At 71.3% G+C, this 17,809-nt stretch carries 14 protein-coding genes; 5 read left to right on the forward strand and 9 right to left on the reverse strand.

Going from position 1 to position 17,809, the window contains the following annotated elements:
* Nucleotides 1-6 precede the first annotated feature (6 nt).
* Both ACIA73_RS23105 and ACIA73_RS23110 read right to left on the reverse strand, forming a co-directional pair.
* A complete protein-coding gene (locus ACIA73_RS23105) occupies nt 7-1,539 on the reverse strand; it encodes a M28 family metallopeptidase (RefSeq protein ID WP_399440637.1) in 1,533 nt (510 codons plus the stop codon).
* A 175-nt stretch (nt 1,540-1,714) separates the two neighbouring features.
* Entirely contained in the window at nt 1,715-3,301 is a 1,587-nt protein-coding gene (locus ACIA73_RS23110) for an MFS transporter (RefSeq protein WP_399440638.1), read from the reverse strand.
* 180 nt (nt 3,302-3,481) lie between these two features.
* On the opposite strand from ACIA73_RS23110, the gene ACIA73_RS23115 reads away from it, so the two are divergent.
* Complete coding sequence (locus tag ACIA73_RS23115; protein WP_399440531.1) at nt 3,482-4,393, forward strand: LysR family transcriptional regulator; 912 nt, start codon at nt 3,482-3,484, stop codon at nt 4,391-4,393.
* Between the two features lie 291 nt (nt 4,394-4,684).
* Entirely contained in the window at nt 4,685-6,043 is a 1,359-nt protein-coding gene (locus ACIA73_RS23120) for an LPXTG cell wall anchor domain-containing protein (RefSeq protein ID WP_399440532.1), read from the forward strand.
* Nucleotides 6,044-6,263: 220 nt separating this feature from the next.
* Here ACIA73_RS23120 and ACIA73_RS23125 read toward each other — a convergent pair whose 3' ends face one another.
* The 3 genes from ACIA73_RS23125 to ACIA73_RS23135 form a co-directional block, all read right to left on the reverse strand.
* Complete coding sequence (locus ACIA73_RS23125; protein ID WP_399440533.1) at nt 6,264-7,010, reverse strand: sensor domain-containing protein; 747 nt, start codon at nt 7,008-7,010, stop codon at nt 6,264-6,266.
* 192 nt (nt 7,011-7,202) lie between these two features.
* Nucleotides 7,203-9,713, reverse strand: a complete 2,511-nt coding sequence (locus tag ACIA73_RS23130) for an FtsX-like permease family protein (protein WP_399440534.1) — start codon at nt 9,711-9,713, stop codon at nt 7,203-7,205.
* Nucleotides 9,713-10,525: an ABC transporter ATP-binding protein gene (locus tag ACIA73_RS23135; protein WP_399440535.1), complete on the reverse strand. Its 813-nt coding sequence runs from the start codon at nt 10,523-10,525 to the stop codon at nt 9,713-9,715. The genes ACIA73_RS23130 and ACIA73_RS23135 overlap by 1 nt, the downstream gene beginning before the upstream one ends.
* Before the next feature lie 155 nt (nt 10,526-10,680).
* Here ACIA73_RS23135 and ACIA73_RS23140 point away from each other — a divergent pair, with 155 nt between their 5' ends.
* From ACIA73_RS23140 to lysA, 3 genes are all read left to right on the forward strand, one after another.
* Nucleotides 10,681-11,754: a LuxR C-terminal-related transcriptional regulator gene (locus ACIA73_RS23140; RefSeq protein ID WP_399440536.1), complete on the forward strand. Its 1,074-nt coding sequence runs from the start codon at nt 10,681-10,683 to the stop codon at nt 11,752-11,754.
* 586 nt (nt 11,755-12,340) lie between these two features.
* Nucleotides 12,341-12,703: an SAV_915 family protein gene (locus tag ACIA73_RS23145; RefSeq protein ID WP_399440537.1), complete on the forward strand. Its 363-nt coding sequence runs from the start codon at nt 12,341-12,343 to the stop codon at nt 12,701-12,703.
* Nucleotides 12,700-14,037 carry a diaminopimelate decarboxylase gene (lysA, locus tag ACIA73_RS23150; RefSeq protein ID WP_399440538.1) on the forward strand — a complete coding sequence of 446 codons (1,338 nt, stop codon included), beginning with the start codon at nt 12,700-12,702 and terminating at the stop codon, nt 14,035-14,037. Before ACIA73_RS23145 ends, lysA begins: the two co-directional genes overlap by 4 nt.
* A gap of 68 nt (nt 14,038-14,105) precedes the next feature.
* Here lysA and ACIA73_RS23155 read toward each other — a convergent pair whose 3' ends face one another.
* The 4 genes from ACIA73_RS23155 to ACIA73_RS23170 form a co-directional block, all read right to left on the reverse strand.
* Nucleotides 14,106-15,386 carry a hypothetical protein gene (locus tag ACIA73_RS23155; protein ID WP_399440539.1) on the reverse strand — a complete coding sequence of 427 codons (1,281 nt, stop codon included), beginning with the start codon at nt 15,384-15,386 and terminating at the stop codon, nt 14,106-14,108.
* Nucleotides 15,387-15,478: 92 nt separating this feature from the next.
* Nucleotides 15,479-16,768 carry a hypothetical protein gene (locus tag ACIA73_RS23160; protein WP_399440540.1) on the reverse strand — a complete coding sequence of 430 codons (1,290 nt, stop codon included), beginning with the start codon at nt 16,766-16,768 and terminating at the stop codon, nt 15,479-15,481.
* Between the two features lie 126 nt (nt 16,769-16,894).
* Nucleotides 16,895-17,317, reverse strand: a complete 423-nt coding sequence (locus tag ACIA73_RS23165; protein WP_399440541.1) for a PIN domain nuclease — start codon at nt 17,315-17,317, stop codon at nt 16,895-16,897.
* Nucleotides 17,314-17,529, reverse strand: coding sequence for a type II toxin-antitoxin system VapB family antitoxin (locus ACIA73_RS23170; RefSeq protein WP_399440542.1), 216 nt, complete (start codon nt 17,527-17,529; stop codon nt 17,314-17,316). The genes ACIA73_RS23165 and ACIA73_RS23170 overlap by 4 nt, the downstream gene beginning before the upstream one ends.
* Between the last annotated feature and the right edge of the window lie 280 nt (nt 17,530-17,809).

Raw genomic sequence — 17,809 nt, forward strand, 5'->3', positions numbered from 1 at the left:
CGCGCACTAGGACTTCAGTCCGCCGTCGTGGCCGTGCATGCCGCCCGAGCCGCTGCCGCTGCCGGTGGTCGGTGTGGAGACGACCGGCTTGGTGAGGGACGAGAGGTCGTGGGCGTAGGTGCCCACCGCGTTGGCGATGACGTCGACGTTGATGTCGAGCGCCTTCATGTTGACGTTGGAGAGGTCGTCGCACTTCGAGTGGTAGCACTTGTCGTACGCGACGCCAGCGGTGCCGCCGTACTTGGCGGCCTGGGCCGCGGTCATGACGCCCTCGGCGCCGGTGAAGGTGCCGCCGGAGGGGACGCCGACCGCGATGAACGGGCCGTAGTCCGAGCGGCCGTCGAAGTCGGTGCCCTCGTGCGGGAACTTCTTGCTGTCGAGGAAGTCGTTGATGCCCTTCTCCAGCTGGGCGGAACCCTCCGGTCCGGCGGGCTCGCCGACGCCGTCCGAGTTGTCGCCGTCGTACACGAACTGGGCGAAGTTCGGCGAGGCGATCATGTCGAAGTTCAGGTAGAGCTTGATCTTCTTGAGCTGCTCCGGGGTGAGCTTGGCGACGTAGTCCTCGGCGCCGAGCAGACCCAGCTCCTCGGCCGACCACCAGGCGAAGCGGACCTTGTTGGCGGGCTTCTTGCCCTCCTTGGTGGCCTTCGCCAGCTTGAGGGCGACCTCGATCAGGCCGGCCGAGCCGGAGCCGTTGTCGTTGATGCCGGGACCCTCGGGGACCGAGTCCAGGTGGGCGCCGAGCATCACCGTGTTGGCGGCGTTGCCGCCCTTGGTTTCGGCGATGACGTTGCGGGTGGTCCGCTTCGTCTGGAGCTGGCGGATGTCCAGGTTGATGGTGACCGGGCCCTTGGCGACGTCGGCGGCCAGGGCCTCGCCGTCCGCCTGGGTGATGCCGCCGGTGGGGATCTTGCCGTCCTCGGGGGTGCCGAGGGTGCCGTTGAGGGCGCCCGCCACGTTGTTGTAGATGATCGCGCCGACCGCGCCCGCCGTCGCGGCCGTCGCCTGCTTCTGCGCGAAGGAGCACCCGCCGCGCTGGATCAGCGCGATCTTGCCGGTGAACCCGGCCGCGTAGTCGCCCGCCTCGCAACCCGTGGTGGCGTCGAGCGGAACGGCCGCGAGCGCTGCATTCAGGCCACCGACAGGGGTGGATTTGGTGTAGGACATCGCGATGATGTTCACGTCCCGCGGAGTGGGCGAGACCACCGAGAGCTTCTCCGCCTGCGTCTTCAGGTCGATGAAGCTGAACGTCTCGTAGTGGACGTCGTAGCCCGCCTTCTTCAGCAGGCTGAAGACGTACGCCCCGGAGGCGTCGTGGCCCAGCGAGCCGGCCGCCCGGTTGCCGCCGGCCGAGTCCGCTATCGCCTGGAACTGCTTCAGGTGCTGGTAAGCGCCCTGCCCCGAGGAGTCCTTGACCAGCTGCTTGGACAGTTTGGCGGCGTCCTTGGCCGGGTCCGTCCCACCGCGCTGAGCGGTGGCCGGGGAGGCCGCGGCGAGCAGCAGCGGGGTGGCGATGGCCAGGGACGCGACGGCGGCCATGGCTCTGCGACTGCGGGATGAAGCGTTCACAGGGATCCTCTCGGTGCGAACAAAGGTGAGGGGAAGTTAGCGACTCAGGGGGCGTCTGGGAATGCCTGTGCCATAAATCTCATGACCGAGTGTGGGTACACAGGTGCGAAGAGGCATGTGGCGACGGCCGAATGGCGCTCTTGTGTCACCCGGTGGTTGTGTGCGTGGAGTTGGGGACGGGCGAGCGCTGGGGCAGGAGGGCGGCGGGGCCCTGCGGGGTGACGGGTGCTGCGGAGGCGGTCGCTCCGGTGGTGGCCGCTCCGGTCGCGCCCGGTCCGGCGGGAGTGGGAGTGGGAGTGGGAGTGGGAGTGCGAGCGGTAGCGGGAGCAGGTTCGGTGAGGCCCGCTTCGGCCGAGGGGCTCTTCCGACGACGTACGCCGAAAGCACCCACCACCGTGGCGATGGCCACCGCGACCAGCGGCACCCACAACGCCGCCCGGTAGCCCTCCAGTACCGCGGCGGGTGAACTGCCGTGGGTGGCGGCCATGTTGACCGCGCTCGCCGCCGACAGTCCCAGAGCGGCGCCGAACTGGGCGGAGGTGTACAGCAGTCCGCCGGCCAGTCCCTGTTCCCTCGCGTCGATGCCCTCGGTCCCGGCGACCGTCAGCGGCCCGTACGCCAGCGCGAAGGCGAAGCCGACCAGGATCAGGCTCGGGAGCATGGACAGATACGCCCAGTCCGCGCCGACCGGCAGGAAGAGCGCGTAGGCGAGGACGGCGGAGAGCAACCCGCCGAAGATGACCCGGGCGTGGCCGAACCGGTTGACCAGAACGGGGGCCAGCGTCGGCGCCAGGATGACGTCGAGGCCGGTGGCGACCATCGCGAAGCTGGTGGTGAGGGTGGACCAGCCGCGCAGTTCCTGAAGGTAGAGGACGACCAGGAACTGGAAGGCGAAGAAGCCGCCCGCGAACAGCATCATGATGACGTTCGCCCTGATCAGTGGGGCGTTGCGGAGGATTCCCAGCCGTACGAGCGGCACCTCGCCGCGCCGCTCCGTCCGCCGCTCCAGCACGGTGAACAGCGCCAGCAGCGCGAGCGCGCCGCCGATGGTGGCCACGGTCGCCCCGGTACCCGCGTGCGGAGCCCGTTCGACGCCGAGCACCAGCAGCACGATCGCGAGGGTGAGGACGCCGCTGCCCGCGAGGTCCATCCGCTGCCCGGTGGGGTCCGGGCGCGGGGTCTTCGGTACGACGCTGAGCGCGGCGAAGAGGATCAGGGCGGCCAGCACCACCGGCGCGAAGAACACCCAGCGCCAGCCGAACGAGGTCAGCAGCCCGCCCGCGACCAGCCCGATGGTGAACCCGGCGGCGCCGGTGCCCGAGTAGACGAGCAGCGCCTTGGTGCGCTGCGGGCCCTCCGCGAAGCCGGTGGTGATGATCGACAGCCCGGCCGGGGTCATGAAGGCGGCGGCGACGCCCGTCACGAACCGGGAGACCAGCAGCATCCAGCTCTCGGTGGCGAACCCGCCGAGCCCGGAGAAGGCGATGAAGACGCCGAGCCAGAGCACGAACATCCGGCGCCGTCCGAGCAGGTCGGCGGCCCGCCCGCCGAGCAGCATGAAGCCGCCGTAGCCCAGTACGTATGCGCTCACCACCCACTGCAACTCGCCCGTTTCCAGGCCGAGATCGGCCCGGATGGTGGGCAGCGCGACATTGAGCATGCCGATGTCGATGCCTTCGAGGAAGATCGCGCCGCAGAGGACGAGGAGGACGCCCCACTGGCGGGCGGACATGCGGGAAGGTGCCGGTACGGAGGGGGAGTTGGTCATGCGGCAAGCGTCCGGCGGCGCGCGGGACGGAACAACGGCGAAGAACGCAACGTTCGTTCAACCAGGCTTACCGATCGCCGGTGGGCCTGCCGGCCCTCGCCCGGCCCACCGTCCTCCACCCGCCATACCGACCCGAGGTGCCCGATGGAACGCGACGAACTGGAATGCTTCCTGCTGCTCGCCGAAGAGCTCCACTTCGGCCGCACCGCCGACCGTATGCGCCTCTCCCGCGCCCGGGTGAGCCAGCTGGTGCAGCGACTCGAACGCCGGGTCGGTGCCCCGTTGTTCGTCCGCACCAGCCGCCGGGTCGGCCTCACCGCCCTCGGCCGCCGGCTCCGCAGCGACCTGGAGCCGCACCATCGGGGCATCGACGCGGCGCTCGCCCGGGCGGTGGAGAGCGCACGCGGTGTCGAGTCGACCCTTTTCGTCGGGTTCTCCAGTCCGCTCGGCGGGGAAATCGTCCTGAAAGCGGCGGATGTACTGCGGGAAAGTCATCCGGAAATGGCGGTGGAAGTCTGCGAGGTTCCGCTTTCCGATCCGTACGGTTCGCTGCGCAGCGGACAATTCGACGTCCAGTTGACCGAATTTCCGTCCCGGGAGACTGATTTGGGGACCAGTAAGGCGCCACTCCTCATTGAGGAGCGTGTTCTCGCGGTCCCTGCCGGACATCCCTTTGCGGCCCGTATCTCCCTTTCGCTGGAGGATTTGGCCCAGATTCCGCTGATGCCCGCCATCGGCGTACTTCCCGACTACTGGCAGGAATACCTGGCGCCGACCCGGACGCCCGCCGGGCGGGAGATCGCACGCGGTCCGGCGGTCACCAATATGCAGGAGGCGCTGGTGCTGGTGGCGGCCGGAAAGGGGGCGCTGCTCGCTCCCGCGCACGCGGCGACGTACTACCCCCGGCCAGGCGTCGCCTATGTCCCCTTCGTGGACGCGGAGCCGGTCGGGCACGGTCTGGTGTGGCGCGCGGGTGACGAGACGCAGGCACTGAGGGTCTTCGCGCATACGGCGGCGGAGGTCGCCCGGGGGCGGGAGCGCGCCGCCGCACTGTGAAGGCGCGGTGGGTTTCCTGGGCGCGACCCATGCAGCCGGGGCCCTCGTTATGAATCACGTCACAGAGAAAACGACGGAACCGCGGGCAACTGTCGCGAATGCCCGGATATAAAGGGCGCGTTGTTGGCCCGCCCGGCCCGGTGACGCCAATTCTCACTGTCCCGACGGGAATTGCGGCCTTACGATTTCGGGGCAGTCGCCCGCGTGAGCAGGACTCCGTGGCGGCTCCCCCACTTTTTGTTCTCCCGCGTTCGCTTTCGGGCTGGGCGCACACCCAAGAAAAGGGCCCGCGTGAAGATTCGCCGCATGCTCGCTACGGCCGTGGTCGCCGCCGTCACCACGCCCGCCGTGTTCCTCTCGACCGGTTCGGCTTTCGCCGCCGACCCGTCGCCCGCGCAGGTGCAGGGCCAGAAGGCGAAGCCGACGCCGGCCGAGCTGGAGGAGCTGGCGAAGCTGGCCCTCGCCGCGAAGAAGACGTTCGACGAGGCCACTGCCGCCGTGACCGCCGCCAACGTCGCGCTCGAAGCCGTACTCAAGGAGGACGGCCCGCTCGCGGTGGAGGCGTACAAGGCGCGGAAGGCCGCCTACGATGCGGGCGTCGCCAAGCAGGATGCCGACCAGGCGCTCACCGACGCCAAGGCCGCTCTGGCCGCACTGCCCGCCGACGCGGACAAGACCGCCGCACAGAAGAAGGTCGAGGAGGCGGAGAAGGACGCCACGGCCAAGGCCGCCGCCCACGTCGATGCCATTGAGGCACGCCGGGTGGCCGTCGACAAGCTCGACGACGCCCGGGTCGACGCCGCCCGCACCCTGGACTCCGCGAACGCCGCCCTCGCCAACGCCAAGGTGACCAAGGACGCCGCCGACAAGGCACTCGCCGAGGCCAAGGCCGAGGCCGCCAAGCCGGACCCGACGAAGCCGCCGGTCGACCCGACGAAGCCTCCCGTCGACCCGACCAAGCCTCCCGTCGACCCGACGCAGCCCCCGGTCGGCGAGGACTGCAAGATCGACGAGGCCCTCTCCACCACCCTGCACGGCCTGCCGTCCAAGGTCGTCGCCGGCACCACGGTCAACTTCACCCTCAAGGTGACCAACGGCACCGGCAAGGAGATCGACGAGGTCAAGCCGTTCGCCACCGTCTACGGCAACGCCGAGACCAGCTACAACGACATCAGCAACCTGCTCCGCCTGCAGTCCGCCCCGGCCGGCTCCAACGACTTCAAGGACGTCAAGGAGAACGCGTACGCGGGCACCCTCACCCACCTGAAGGCCGGCGCCTCCGCCGACCTGAAGCTGCGGCTGATCGTCGACAAGAAGGCCCCGGCGGCCGAGGGCATCGCCTTCATCGCCGGTGACTACTGGAACGCCAACGGTTCCTGCGGCGGCAACGACCTCAAGGAGTACGGCTTCTCGATCCTCGCCGCGGGCAGCAAGCCCGGCAAGGTCGACGACGCCACGCCCACCAAGGTGAAGGACGCCTCCAACATCCCCGTCCCGCAGGGCGGCGTGAACACCACCCCGACCGGCAACCTCGCCGCGACCGGCTCCTCGGGCACCCCGCAGATCGGCCTCGCGGCCGGTGCGGCGCTCGTGCTCGGCGCCGGCGCGGTCTTCGCGGTACGCCGCCGCAACACGGGCCGACAGGGCTGAGCAGCGGGGGGTGAGCACGGGCCGCGAGGCCCGAGGCCACCACCCGCCTGAGCAACGGCAACACGCAGGGCCCGGACCGGGATGCACCCGGTCCGGGCCCTGCGTCGTTTCCGGTCGAGCCAGTACGGAGACTCCTCGACAGCTCACCCGGCGGCTCACCCTGCGGCTCCCCCGGCCCGGCAGCTCACCCGGCGACTCCTCCGGCGGCTCCCCCGTGGACTCACCGCCCCAGCAGCCCCCGCACCGCCGCCCGGTCCACGTTGGTCAGCGCCCGGACCAGCTTCGGAGTGAGGAAGACGAGGGCCAGGCCGATCAGGGAGACCATGGCGAGCTGCGCGGGGGAGGTGATCTCGTAGACGTGCTGCACGCCGCCCGAGGTGTAGTCGAACACCCGGTATCCGGCCCAGCCGTCGACGTACCGCGGGAAGACCCAGTTGTACGCGGGCAGCAGCGCGACCACCCAGCCCACGGCCAGGAACGTCACCGACAGCACGAAGCTGAACACCCGCCACGGGAACATCAGCACCTGGAACAGCAGCGCCTTCCACCCGGCCGCGTCCTTCAGCCGCCGCCCCATCGCCGCCCAGAACCCGGTCCGCCCGTCGTCCCCGGTCACCGCGCCCGGCCCCTCGACCCGCAGCCCGAGCGCGAGCCGCGCCCGGCCGCGTTCCGCCGCCCCGAGCCCACGCGCCCCCGCCAGCATCGCGGCCAGCACCGGCAGCCCGAGGACGGTCACCGCGAGCCCGGTGCCGAGCGAGAACAGGGTCACCGCGTAGACGAACCCGACGATCGCCACCGGCAGCGAGGTGATCGTGTAGCCGATCTCGCGCCAGGTGCCGGCGGCGAAGGGGCCGCGCAGGAAGCTGACCGGGGCCGGAGCGTAGTGGTCGTCGTGGTCACAGACGCCGTGGTAACCGGCTTCGCGAGAAGGAGAGTTGAAGGTCGGAGCGGGAGCGGTGGCAGTCATGGCGGGCCTCGAATCATCGCGGTGGGGACGTCTCGCAACGTTCCGTTCTGACAAGGGAAACGATCCCGGAACCGGCCCCCGATGAGGATGGGGCGACCCTGCCGATCGGGGGTGGTGCTATCCCCCCACCGGGCCTGCTCCGTTCCCCACCGGGCCTGCTCCGTTCCCCGCCGGGCCTGCTCTGCTCCCCACCTACTCCCGAGCCCCCGCCGCCCCCGCCAGACCCCCACGCAGCGCCGCACGCGCCGGCAGCGCCGTCGACAGGAAGGCCAGCAGCCCGGCGCCCGCGACCACACCCGCACACCCCAGCAGCGGTGCGTACGGTACGGAGGTCCGGGCCATCCCCGTGCTGTACGCCGCGAGGGTCGCGTACGCCACGCCCGCGCCCAGCACCACCGAGAGCAGCGCGACCGCGAGGGTCTCCCAGCGGAGCATCGCCCGCAGCTGCCGCCGGGTGGTGCCGACCATCCTGAGCAGGGCGAACTCGCGACGGCGGGCACTGGTTGCCATCACCAGGGTGTTGATCACCGCGATCGAGGTGAAGGCGATGATCAGGCCCATGGTCAGGTAGTTGAGCTGTGCCTGTACGGCCTCCTGCTCGCCGCGTGCGGCCTCGGCCCGGGTGCGGTCCAGGACGTGGACGGCGGGGTAGCCGCGCAGGGCGGCCCGCAGGGCGCCGGGGGCGGGTGTGCCTGCGACCAGCACAGAGGTGGCGAGCGGGTTGTCGACATGGGCCGCAACCAGCTCGTACGGAAGGATCAAGTCACCGAACCCCAGGCCCCGTTGGTAAACGGCGGCGATACGGAGGTCGATGCCGGTGCCGTCGCCCAGGGTGACCGGGAGGGTGTCGCCGAGCCCGACGCCCTTGGTCGTGGCGGCCAGCTCGCTCACGGCGACCGTGCCCGCCGTCATCGCGCCGAGCGATCCGGCGACGACCCCGGGGTCGAGGGCCCGGTCCAGATTCCTCCAACTGGCACCCTGGGCAGGGAACTTGTCCTGTCCGGAGCGCACCGTCGTACGGAGCACCTCGGTGACCGCCGTGACGCCGGGCACCTTCCGCGCCGCTTCCGCCGCCACGGCGGGGACACCGGGCCCGGCGCCGGAGAGCACGTACGGGGCGCTGGTCCCCGCCACCACCTGGGCACCGGCCGCGCGGCTCAGCGTGGTCTGGGTGAAGAGCACCGTGGACGCCATGGCGACGGCGAGGGCGAGCGGGGTGACGACGGCGGCCAGCCGGTGGGCGTGGGCCCGGGTGTTCTGCGCGGCCAGGAAACCGGCGGCCGGGGACACCAGCCGGGCCACCGCGCCCAGCGCCGCCGTCGCGGCCCCGGCGATCAGCGGGCCGAGCAGGGCGAGGGCGAGCGTCGCCAGGATCACCGAGAAGAAGGTGACGGGGGTCGCCGCCGCGTCCGTCCTCAGCCCGGAGAGCACGAAGACCAGGACGGCGTATCCGACGGCGGCGATCACCCCGCCGACGATGCGAGGCAGGCCGAGCCGGGCCGGCCGTACGGCAGCCTCCGCGAGCCCCTCGGTGGGCTTGATCCGGGCGGGCCGCCGGGCGGACACCCGCGCCGCCCCCCACGCGGCGGCCAGCGTCGCCAGTACCGCCGCCAGCGGCGGGAAGGCGCTCAGCGTCAGCTCCAGGGTGTCCGGCAGCGCACCCATCGTCACGAACCGCCCGTACAGCCACTGCGCGAGCAGCAACCCGGCCGCCGCGCCCGGGATCCCGGCGAGCAGCCCCACCGCGACCGCCTCCCGCCCGACCATCCTCCGCAACTGGCCGGGCGTCGCCCCGACCGCCCGCAGCAGCGCCAGCTCACGGGACCGCTGCTGGATCGACAGCGTGAACGTCCCGGTCACCACGAGCAGCGCAACCATCAGCGAGGTGCCGGCCATCGCGCCGCCCATGCTGATCAGCCGCACCCGCGCCTTGTCGGCGTCGAGGAACTCGACGGGGCCACGTTCGTCACCGGTGCGGACCTTGGCGGTGGTGCCCCGCAGGACTTCAAGTGCCCCGGCCTGTACGGCGGTTGTGTCGGCGCCCGGTTCGGTGAGCAGTCCGAGGACGGACACCTTGTGCGCGTGCCCGGCCAGCCGTCGGGCCTCGGCCTCGGCGAAGAAGAGGGCGCTCTGGCGCCTGAGCGGCCGCTGGGCCTCGGCGATGCCGACGACTTCGTAGGCGGCGGGGGCGCCGGTGGACTGGACGGTGACCTGGGTGCCGGTACGGAGCCCGGAGCCGGCGTCCGCGACGACCTCGTCGGCGGCTGCGGGCGCGCGACCGTCCCGCAGGGTGAAGGGAGTCAGGGCGGCCGAGCTCCAGGCGTGGCCCCAGGAGGGGGCGGTGCTGCCCGCCGAGGTGCTCAACACCTGCGCGGGGAAGGTCAGTTCCGGGACCACTCGACGTACCCCCGGCACACCCTCCAGCCGCTTGCCGAGCCCCGCGTCCAGCCAGGCCCGCTCCGTCAGCGGCTTCGACTTCTCTTTGGTCTTGCCCTTCTTCTCCGTCGCCCAGTGGACCTCCTGATCGGCGGTGACCAGCACCCCCGCCGCCGCGTACCGCTCGGTGGGGATCTTCCCGCGCAGCCCGGTGTCGAGCAGCGCACCGCACGCGGTGACCAGCGCCGCCGCACACAGCAGCGCCACGAACGCGCCCACGAAGGCCCCCTTGCGGGCCCGCAACGTACTCAGGGCGAGATACAGCATCAGGCCCACGCTCCCAGCCGGGTCATGCGGTCGGAGACGCGCTCCACCGTCGGGGCGGCCATCCGGTCGACGATCTGTCCGTCGGCCAGGAACAGCACGGCGTCCGCGTAACTCGCCGCCACCGGGTCATGGGTCACCATCACCACGGTCTGGCCGAGCAGATCCACGGTCCGGCGCAGCAGCCCCAGGACCTCCTTCGCGGTCACCGTGTCCAGTGCGCCGGTCGGCTCGTCACCGAACACGACCTCGGGGCGGGTGACCAACGCCCGCGCGAGGGCGACGCGTTGCTGTTGTCCGCCGGACAGTTCGGAGGGGCGCCGGCCGGTACGTCCGGTGAGCCCGACCCGTTCCACGATCTCCGCCAGCCAACGGGCGTCGGCCTTCCGGCCGGCCAGGCGCAGGGGGAGCGTGATGTTCTGCTCGACGGTCAGTGAGGGCATCAGGTTGAACGCCTGGAAGACGAACCCGATGCGCTCCCGCCGGACCCGGGTCAGCGCGTCCTCGTTCAGTCCGCTCAGGTCCTGCTCGCCGAGCGACACCCTGCCGCCGGTGGGGAGGTCGAGTCCCGCCGCGCAGTGCAGGAAGGTCGACTTCCCGGACCCGGAGGGGCCCATCACGGCGGTGAAGCTGCCTCGTGGAACGACCGCGTCCACGCCGCGCAGTGCGTGGACGGCACCGGTGCCGCGCCCGTAGACCTTGGTGACGCCATCGAGTCGTACGGCCGCACCGGTGGGGGCGGGTGCGGAGGGGGCGGGTGCGGTCGGAGCGGGTGCGGTCGCCGTGCGATCCGCCGGGGCAGAGGGCTGAGTCATGGCTTCAGCGTGCGGTGACGCGGGGTGCTGCTCCAGGGTCAGAATGGGCAGCCGGTGTCACCTTGCTGCCAACTGGGCGTACGGTACGAGCTGTTGGCCGGCCAGCGCGCGGCAGGGGCGGGTGGCGTACGGGACGGCCAGGGGGAGCAGCACGGATGAACGGGACCACCACGCAGGAACCGGCAGCGGAGCGGCCGCTCGGAGCGGCGGCGACCCCGGTACCGGCCACTCCGGGGGCGACCACCCCCACCCCCACCCTCACCTCCGTGGGTGTCCCCGACGACCACCTCCGCCTCTACCGCTACTTCCTGCGCCACCCCGGCCAGGGCGCCCAGTCCGCCCAGCACGCACTCGGCTGGGACCGCGACAGTGTCGACGAGGCACTCGAAGGGCTCCAGCAGCACAATCTGCTGCGCCTCTCGGACCGGCACACCGTCCTGGTCTCCGACCCGGCGGTCGCGGTGGAGTGGCTGGTGGACAAGCGCCTCGGCGAACTCAAGTCCAGCACCGACCAGGTGTCCGCCGCCCGCGGCATCATCCCCTCCCTCACCGAGGACCACCGCCAGGGCGCCGACCGCACGCCCGGCGACATCGAGCGCGTGGACGGCGGGGACGAGATCCGTGAACGCCTCAACGACCTCGCCTTCTTCACCTTCCGCGAGCTGATGTCGCTGCTCCCCGTCCCCTGGACCCGCGCCACCATCGAGGAGGCCCGCGAGTCCGACCTCCGCATGCTCCGCCGCGGCATCCGCTGGCGCACGGTCGCCAGTGCCGAGGCGGCGGCCGAACCCCTCACCCGCGCCTACCTCACCGAACTCGCCTCGCTGGGCGGCGAGGTCCGCTGCACCCAGCAGTCCATCCGCCGGATGGTGATCTGGGACCGGGGCGTCGCGATGGTCCCGGTCGACCCGGACGACCACCTCCAGTCCGTCCTGATCGTCCGCCAGCCGGGCGTGGTCGCCAACACCGTCGCCTGGTTCGACCAGGCCTGGGAAACCTCCCACCCGCTCCCCGCCGCCGACGAATCCCCGGCCCCGCAGCCCCTCTCCGACACCGAACGCCGCGTCCTGGACGTCCTCACCCGCACCGACAAGGACGAGTCCGCCGCCCGTGAAATGGGCGTCTCGCTGCGCACCTTCCGCCGCTACATCGCCGACCTGATGCTCCGCCTCGGCGCCGCCAACCGCTTCCAGGCGGGCCTCCTCGCCAAGGAGAAGGGCTGGCTCTGACCCACTCTCCGTGCCGACCGGAGCGGGCGCGTGCCGCGGCCGCTCAGCGTTTCTTCCGCTGCTGCTTCTGCGGCGCTGTCCATTCCCCGCGGTGGAGCTGACAGCGCGAGTACCCGACCATCGCGGGCTTCTGGCACGGCTTCCCGGTACTGGTCCTGGTCGACTTGCACTTGACCTGCTTGCCCATGCGTCCTCCACGTCCTCCCACGACGTCGGTACGACGCGGAACATGGTCCCGGCACTGCGGGGGAACCGTCCCATGATCTCCGCATTCCGTCCGATTCCTGCCCCGGACGGTCCGAATCCGCAGCCCCCGCCTCCTGGCGCCTGCTCGCCCGCTCGCCCCCTCGCTCCCCCGCCCCTCGCGTCAGAGTCCCGTCAGCGCCGGGCCGATCTCCGTCAGCATCCCGTCACGGGGACACCGTGACCCCTGAGGCGCGGGCATAGCGTCCTCGTCGAGGCCCTCACCGCCTCACAGCGCCTCACCGCCTCACAGCGCCTCACCGCCCACCGCCTCACCGCCCACCGCCTCACCGCCCACGACCTCACCGCCCACCGCCTCACCGATCCTCCAGGAGGACCCCCTATGTCAGCACCGCTGAGCGCCGAAGACCCCGAGCCCTGCGAACGGGGCCCGGCCGGACCGCTTTTCGTTCCCGTCCGGCCGGGCCCGTCAGGGTGCGTGGCGCGTTGCTTCCGTACCCCCCTCGGCGACCGTACGAGCGTCGCCTTCACCTCCGTACGACAGCTGGCCGCGACCCTCGGTCCTGCGCAGTCCTGGATCAGGCTGGCCGAACCGGCACTGCGGGCGCTCACCGCGCCGCTCGGGATCACGATCCTCACGGTGGACCCGCAGTTCACCGCCCCCGCGCCGGACAGGCCCACCGCCGCCCTACGTCAGCAGCCCAGGAGCCCGCAGCCCGTCGGCGTACGAGGAGGCACCCGATGACCACCGTCCACGAGCCCCCGCTCAACCCGCCTACCACCGACGGCCTCTCCGTCTGGCCCGCCTCCACCACCGAGCCGCGCCGGGGCGACCTGGGCGTCGGCGGCGTACCCCTGGCGGAGATCGCCGACCGCTTCGGCACTCCGGTGTACGTCCTCGACGAGGGCGAGGTCCGCGCCCGCTGCCGCGGCTATCTCCAGGCCTTCCCCGACACCGAAGTCCTGTACGCGGCAAAGGCGTTCCTCTGCCGCGCGATGGCGCACTGGGTCGAGGAGGAGGGTCTCGGCCTGGACGTCTGCTCGGCCGGTGAACTCGAACTCGCCGTCACCACCGGCTTCCCGCCCTCACGCATCGTCCTGCACGGCAACGCCAAATCCCCCCAGGACCTGGCCGCCGCACTGCGCCTGGGCGTCGGCCGCATCGTCATCGACAGCCCCTCCGAGATCGCCCGGCTCGCGTCGGCCGTCGGCCCCGACGGCCACCAGAAGGTCATGGTCCGGGTGGTCCCCGGCATCGCCGCCGGCGGCCACGACAAGATCCGCACCGGCACCGACGACCAGAAGTTCGGCCTCTCGCTCACCGACGGCTCCGCACAGCACGCCATCGCCCGCATTCTCGACCAGCCCCAGCTGGAACTCACCGGCCTGCACTGCCACCTGGGCTCCCAGATCACCACCGCCAAGCCCTATCTGACGGCGATCCGCCGCCTCGTCGGACTGATGAGCCGCCTGTACGAGCAGCACGGCCTCCTCCTCCCCGAACTCGACCTCGGCGGCGGCCACGGCATCGCCTACCGCCCCGGCGAACCCGCCCTTGACCTCACCACCCTCGCCCGCCGCATCCGCACCGAACTCACCGCCGCCTGCACCGCCGCCCGCCTCCCCGTCCCCCGCCTCCTCATCGAGCCCGGCCGCGCCATCGCAGGCCCCGCGGGCATCGCCCTCTACCGCGTCCTCACGGTGAAACGCACCCCCACCCACACCTTCGTCGCCGTAGACGGAGGCATGAGCGACAACCCCCGCCCCGCCCTGTACGGCGTCCGCTACGCCCCCCGTCTGATCGGCCGCCCCACCACAGCGACTCCCGCCCCCGTCACGGTCGTCGGCCGCCACTGCGAAGCAGGCGACATCCTCGCCGCGGACGTCGAACTCCCCACCGACGTACACCCCGGAGACCTACTGGCCGTCCCGGTCGCAGGCGCCTACCACCTCTCCATGGCCTCCGGCTACAACCTGGTCGGACGCCCCCCGGTCGTCGCGGTGACGGACGGCCACGCACGACTGCTGGTACGCCGGGAAACCTTGGACGACGTACGGATGCGGGATGTGGGGCTGTAGGCCTGTGGCTCAGATGACGGGCGTTCGGTCGGCTGCCGGCCCTCTGGCTCAGTTGCCGGTCCCGGGGTTCAGCTGCCGTCGCGGCTCGGGCGCGGGCGGGTGATCAGCCAGGTCCCGCCCACCACCAGCAGCGCGAAGACCACGTGCGCGACGCCCCAGGCCCCGATCAGGAACAGCCGGTCGCGGAGGGTGAAGGATCCGGTCAGGGAGACCTGGAGGGAGCCGACGGCGAAGGCGATCGCGGAGGTGAAGACGGCGACCAGCTCGACCGAACGGACGTGGTTGGCGCGCGCGGCCTCCTGGCCCTCGCGGTGCGCCTTGGCCTGCTCGTCGCCTCGTCGGTGCAGCTCCGCTTCGAGCTGCTCGTAACGCTGCTGGTGGCGGGCCTCCTGGGCGCGCAGACGCTGCTCGTGCTCGGCGTCCAGAAGGGCCCGCCGCCCGCCTTCGAGGATGGCGTCGCGCTTGGCCAGGTACTGCTCCTGGAGGAGTTTGTGGCTGCCCCGGCTGCCTAGCGCGGGAAGGTGGCGCAGGGCGGTGGTGATGCTCACCAGCGCCGCGTCCTCGTCCCGCACCAGGTGCTGCCCGGCGGCGAGACGGAAGTGGAAGATGTGGTCGAAGGGGTGATCCCGTACGGCCTCGGCGGCCCGGTCGCGGAGCAGTTCCCCGTGCCCCTCGAAGGGGGCGGCGACATTGATCCCGTTGAGACAGATGTCGACCACGTGACGGGTCCGCTCCGGCGAGTTCCAGGCCTGGTCCAGCAGTCCTGTCGCATGCTCGGCGGTGATCGCCCGGCTGCCGAACGCGGCGAAGGAACGCAGCGCCGTGAACAGGGCGGACCTCCGGTGCACCCCCGCCGCCAGTGTCAGCAGCGACGAGTCCAGGAACTGGTGCAGCTCGTCGAACCAGAAGTTCGAGCGCAGCTTCCCCGCGTGGTAGAGCGTCGCGAAGTACGCCACATCGCCCGACGAGTTCTCCTGCCCGACGATCTCCTCGACCGCCCGCGAGAGTTCGGCGGTTGACTCCACGGTGTCCTTGGTGATGAAGGCGTACCCCAGACTCCACTTCTCCAGCACCTCGGTACGGTGCTCACGCGTCACATGGACGTTCAGCCAGCGGGAACAGTCCGCTGCGGTACGTATGTCCGGCCGCTCCAGGAATCGCAGCCGCCAGTACCGGTCGGCGCAGATCAGATGTGCGTCGGCGGCGAAATCGGCGGACTCCACGGTGAACGGCGGCTCTCCACCCCCCTCGTACAGTGCGGTGGCGACCTCTTCACAGACGCGGTCCAGCTCGCGGGAGTCGGTGGCCGAGATACTGTCCAGCCTTGCGGTGTGCGACGCGAAATCCATGCTTTCCCCTGCGAGTTGACCATCCGTAAGTGCCGGATACGGACTATCACGGGGACACCGCGCGCGGGGTAACAAGTACCCGGACCAGCGCTCTACACCCCAGGCACCGCCCGAGCAGCCTCGGTCTCAGCCGCCGCCGCGCTCCGCGCCGCAGGCAACGTGATGCCGCGCGTCTGAGCGGCCTTTCCCGGGCGCAGTGTCCACGGGACCGGCGAGGTGTCGGTCAGCCATCCGTCCGTCAGCATCCGTTCCACGACGAGACCCCGCAGCGAACGCCGCAGCTTCTTCCATCCAAGACCCGTGCACAGCTGGGAGTACGAAGGGCCGTGCCCGTGTTCGGCCCGGAACTCCACGCTGAACCGGGCCGCCAGCGGGCCCCGGTCCGGGTGCTCCTCCTGCCACTTCCCGTACTGGGCCTCGACCTTCTCAGCGACGGGTTGACGGGGACAGGACGTCAGGAAGGCCTCCGCCACCCGCTCGGCCGGGAGCGCGCACACGGCGCAGAACTCGACGGCCTCGACGTGCTTGCGCAGCGCCGGTGTGAGAGTGCCCTTCCACCCGGCCCACTCCTCCGCGTCGAACCGGAACTTCGGAGCCTTGGGGGACGCCGCCTCGACGGACTGCTGCGGCACCACCTCGTCAGGGAGTTCCTCGGCGGTCGGCGGACGCCTGCCCGACAGATGACGTACGGCGGGACCCAGCAGCCAGCGCTCCCCGTCCCCGCTCCCGCCCCCGTTCCCCTCCCCGGACCACTCGGCGAGGAAGCCTTTCTCCAGCAACCCGGGCAGTGCGTCCCGGCAGGCATCGGGGAGGGAGAGGCCGGCCGGGAACCGCCCCTGGAGCTGCGACGTGCTGTGCGCGGCGAGGAACAGCCCCGCCAGCCGTGCCACGGCGGGAAGCTTCCGGACGGGCTTCGCGGCCAGGGTCCGGGTGGCCCAGCCGGAAACCCGCGACCGCACGTTCTTCCCCAGGGGCAGCGGGTGGCCGTCCCCCTGCTCCAGATCCGGCACGGTGAACGGAACGGGCACGGACGGATCACCGTCGAGCAGCGCGTCGTCCACCCGCCAGCCCAGCCCCCGCAACGCGTCCACCGCACCCCGCGCATCGCCCAGCCGCAGCGAGGACAGATCCTTCCCGGTGAGGTTGCCGATCCCGCCCCGCGCCGCCCGGATGGCCACCACCGCGGCCAGCAGCTGCGCGTCGGGCCCGGGCAGCGCCAGCGAGGTCACATAGCGCAGCAGCGCACGCGCCGCCTCGCCCTGGCGACCCGTCAGGAGAAACGGCGCCGGTGGGGGCGGCACGGCCGGTGCGGCGGCGTCGCTGAAGGTGGAGTGGGCGGGGGCACTGGAACGGGCGCTGGAGCTGGACGCAGTCTTCGGCACGACAGGTTCAACGCGCGGGATGGGCTGCGGTCACGGCCGGTGCGGGGTGAGGGAGGTCACAACTGGGGCGGGGGGATGAGCCATGGGAACGGTGGTGCACGGCTGCGCATGAGACCGGGCGCGCGTTCACTTACCGGCCTGCGGGCCGTACCACTGCATGGCTTGGCCCGTGCTGGCGGCGATGCATTCGAAGTCGTGGTCGCGGTGCAGGAGGGTCAGGCCCTGGAGTTCCGCGGTGGCGGCGACGACGAGGTCAACGGCTCCCGCACTACGGTGCTGACCGCGCTGGGTCAGCAGCTCCTGAACCTGCCAGGCGCGGTCGTAAGCGCGGTCATCGACGGGCACCCAGCCGAACAGCAGCCGCATGTCCTCAACGCCGCGCGCACGGTCCGCAGCGGAGCGGGCGCTGTAGAAGAACTCCAGCTCGGTAACAGGGCAGGTTGCGATGAGCCCCGCCGTGGCGGCCTGATCCCAGCCGTACTGTTCGGCGTCATGGCGGAAGAATCGGGCGAGCGCGCTGGTGTCGATCAGGAACTGTGCCGCGCTCACCGCCGGTAGTCCCTCTTGTCCTCGAAGACATCCAGATCGAGTCCACCCTCGGCCGCTGCGGCCCGCAGCCGAGTGAGAGCGAGAGCCCGCCGGCGGTTCTCGAGTACCTCGCGCAGAGCGGTGTTGACCGTCTCCTTCTTGGTGCCGGTCCCCAGCGCCTGAGCCACGGCGGCCAGCAGTTCGTCGTCGAGGTCAATCACTGTGCGACTCATCGAGCACCTCCGGTGATATCAGCTCGTACCGCAAGTATATCTCGCTGGATATATCCAGCGCCCTCCGTGAACGCGATGCCGTCAGGTGCTTGCTCGCTCAGGTCCGAACACTGCTCGCCGGACTCAGGGACGTGCTCTGCGTATGGCAGGAAGTCCGCGTGCTTCTGGCGGAGTGGCGTCAGACGTCGGCGGCCCAGCATGCCGAGGGGAACGGACCGGAGCGCCCGGAGGACTCCGAGGGATCCTGCTGAGGCTGTTGACGGGACAAAGCAGAAGGCCC

It is taken from the genome of Streptomyces sp. NPDC051561, from assembly GCF_044454195.1.
Lineage (GTDB): Bacteria > Actinomycetota > Actinomycetes > Streptomycetales > Streptomycetaceae > Streptomyces.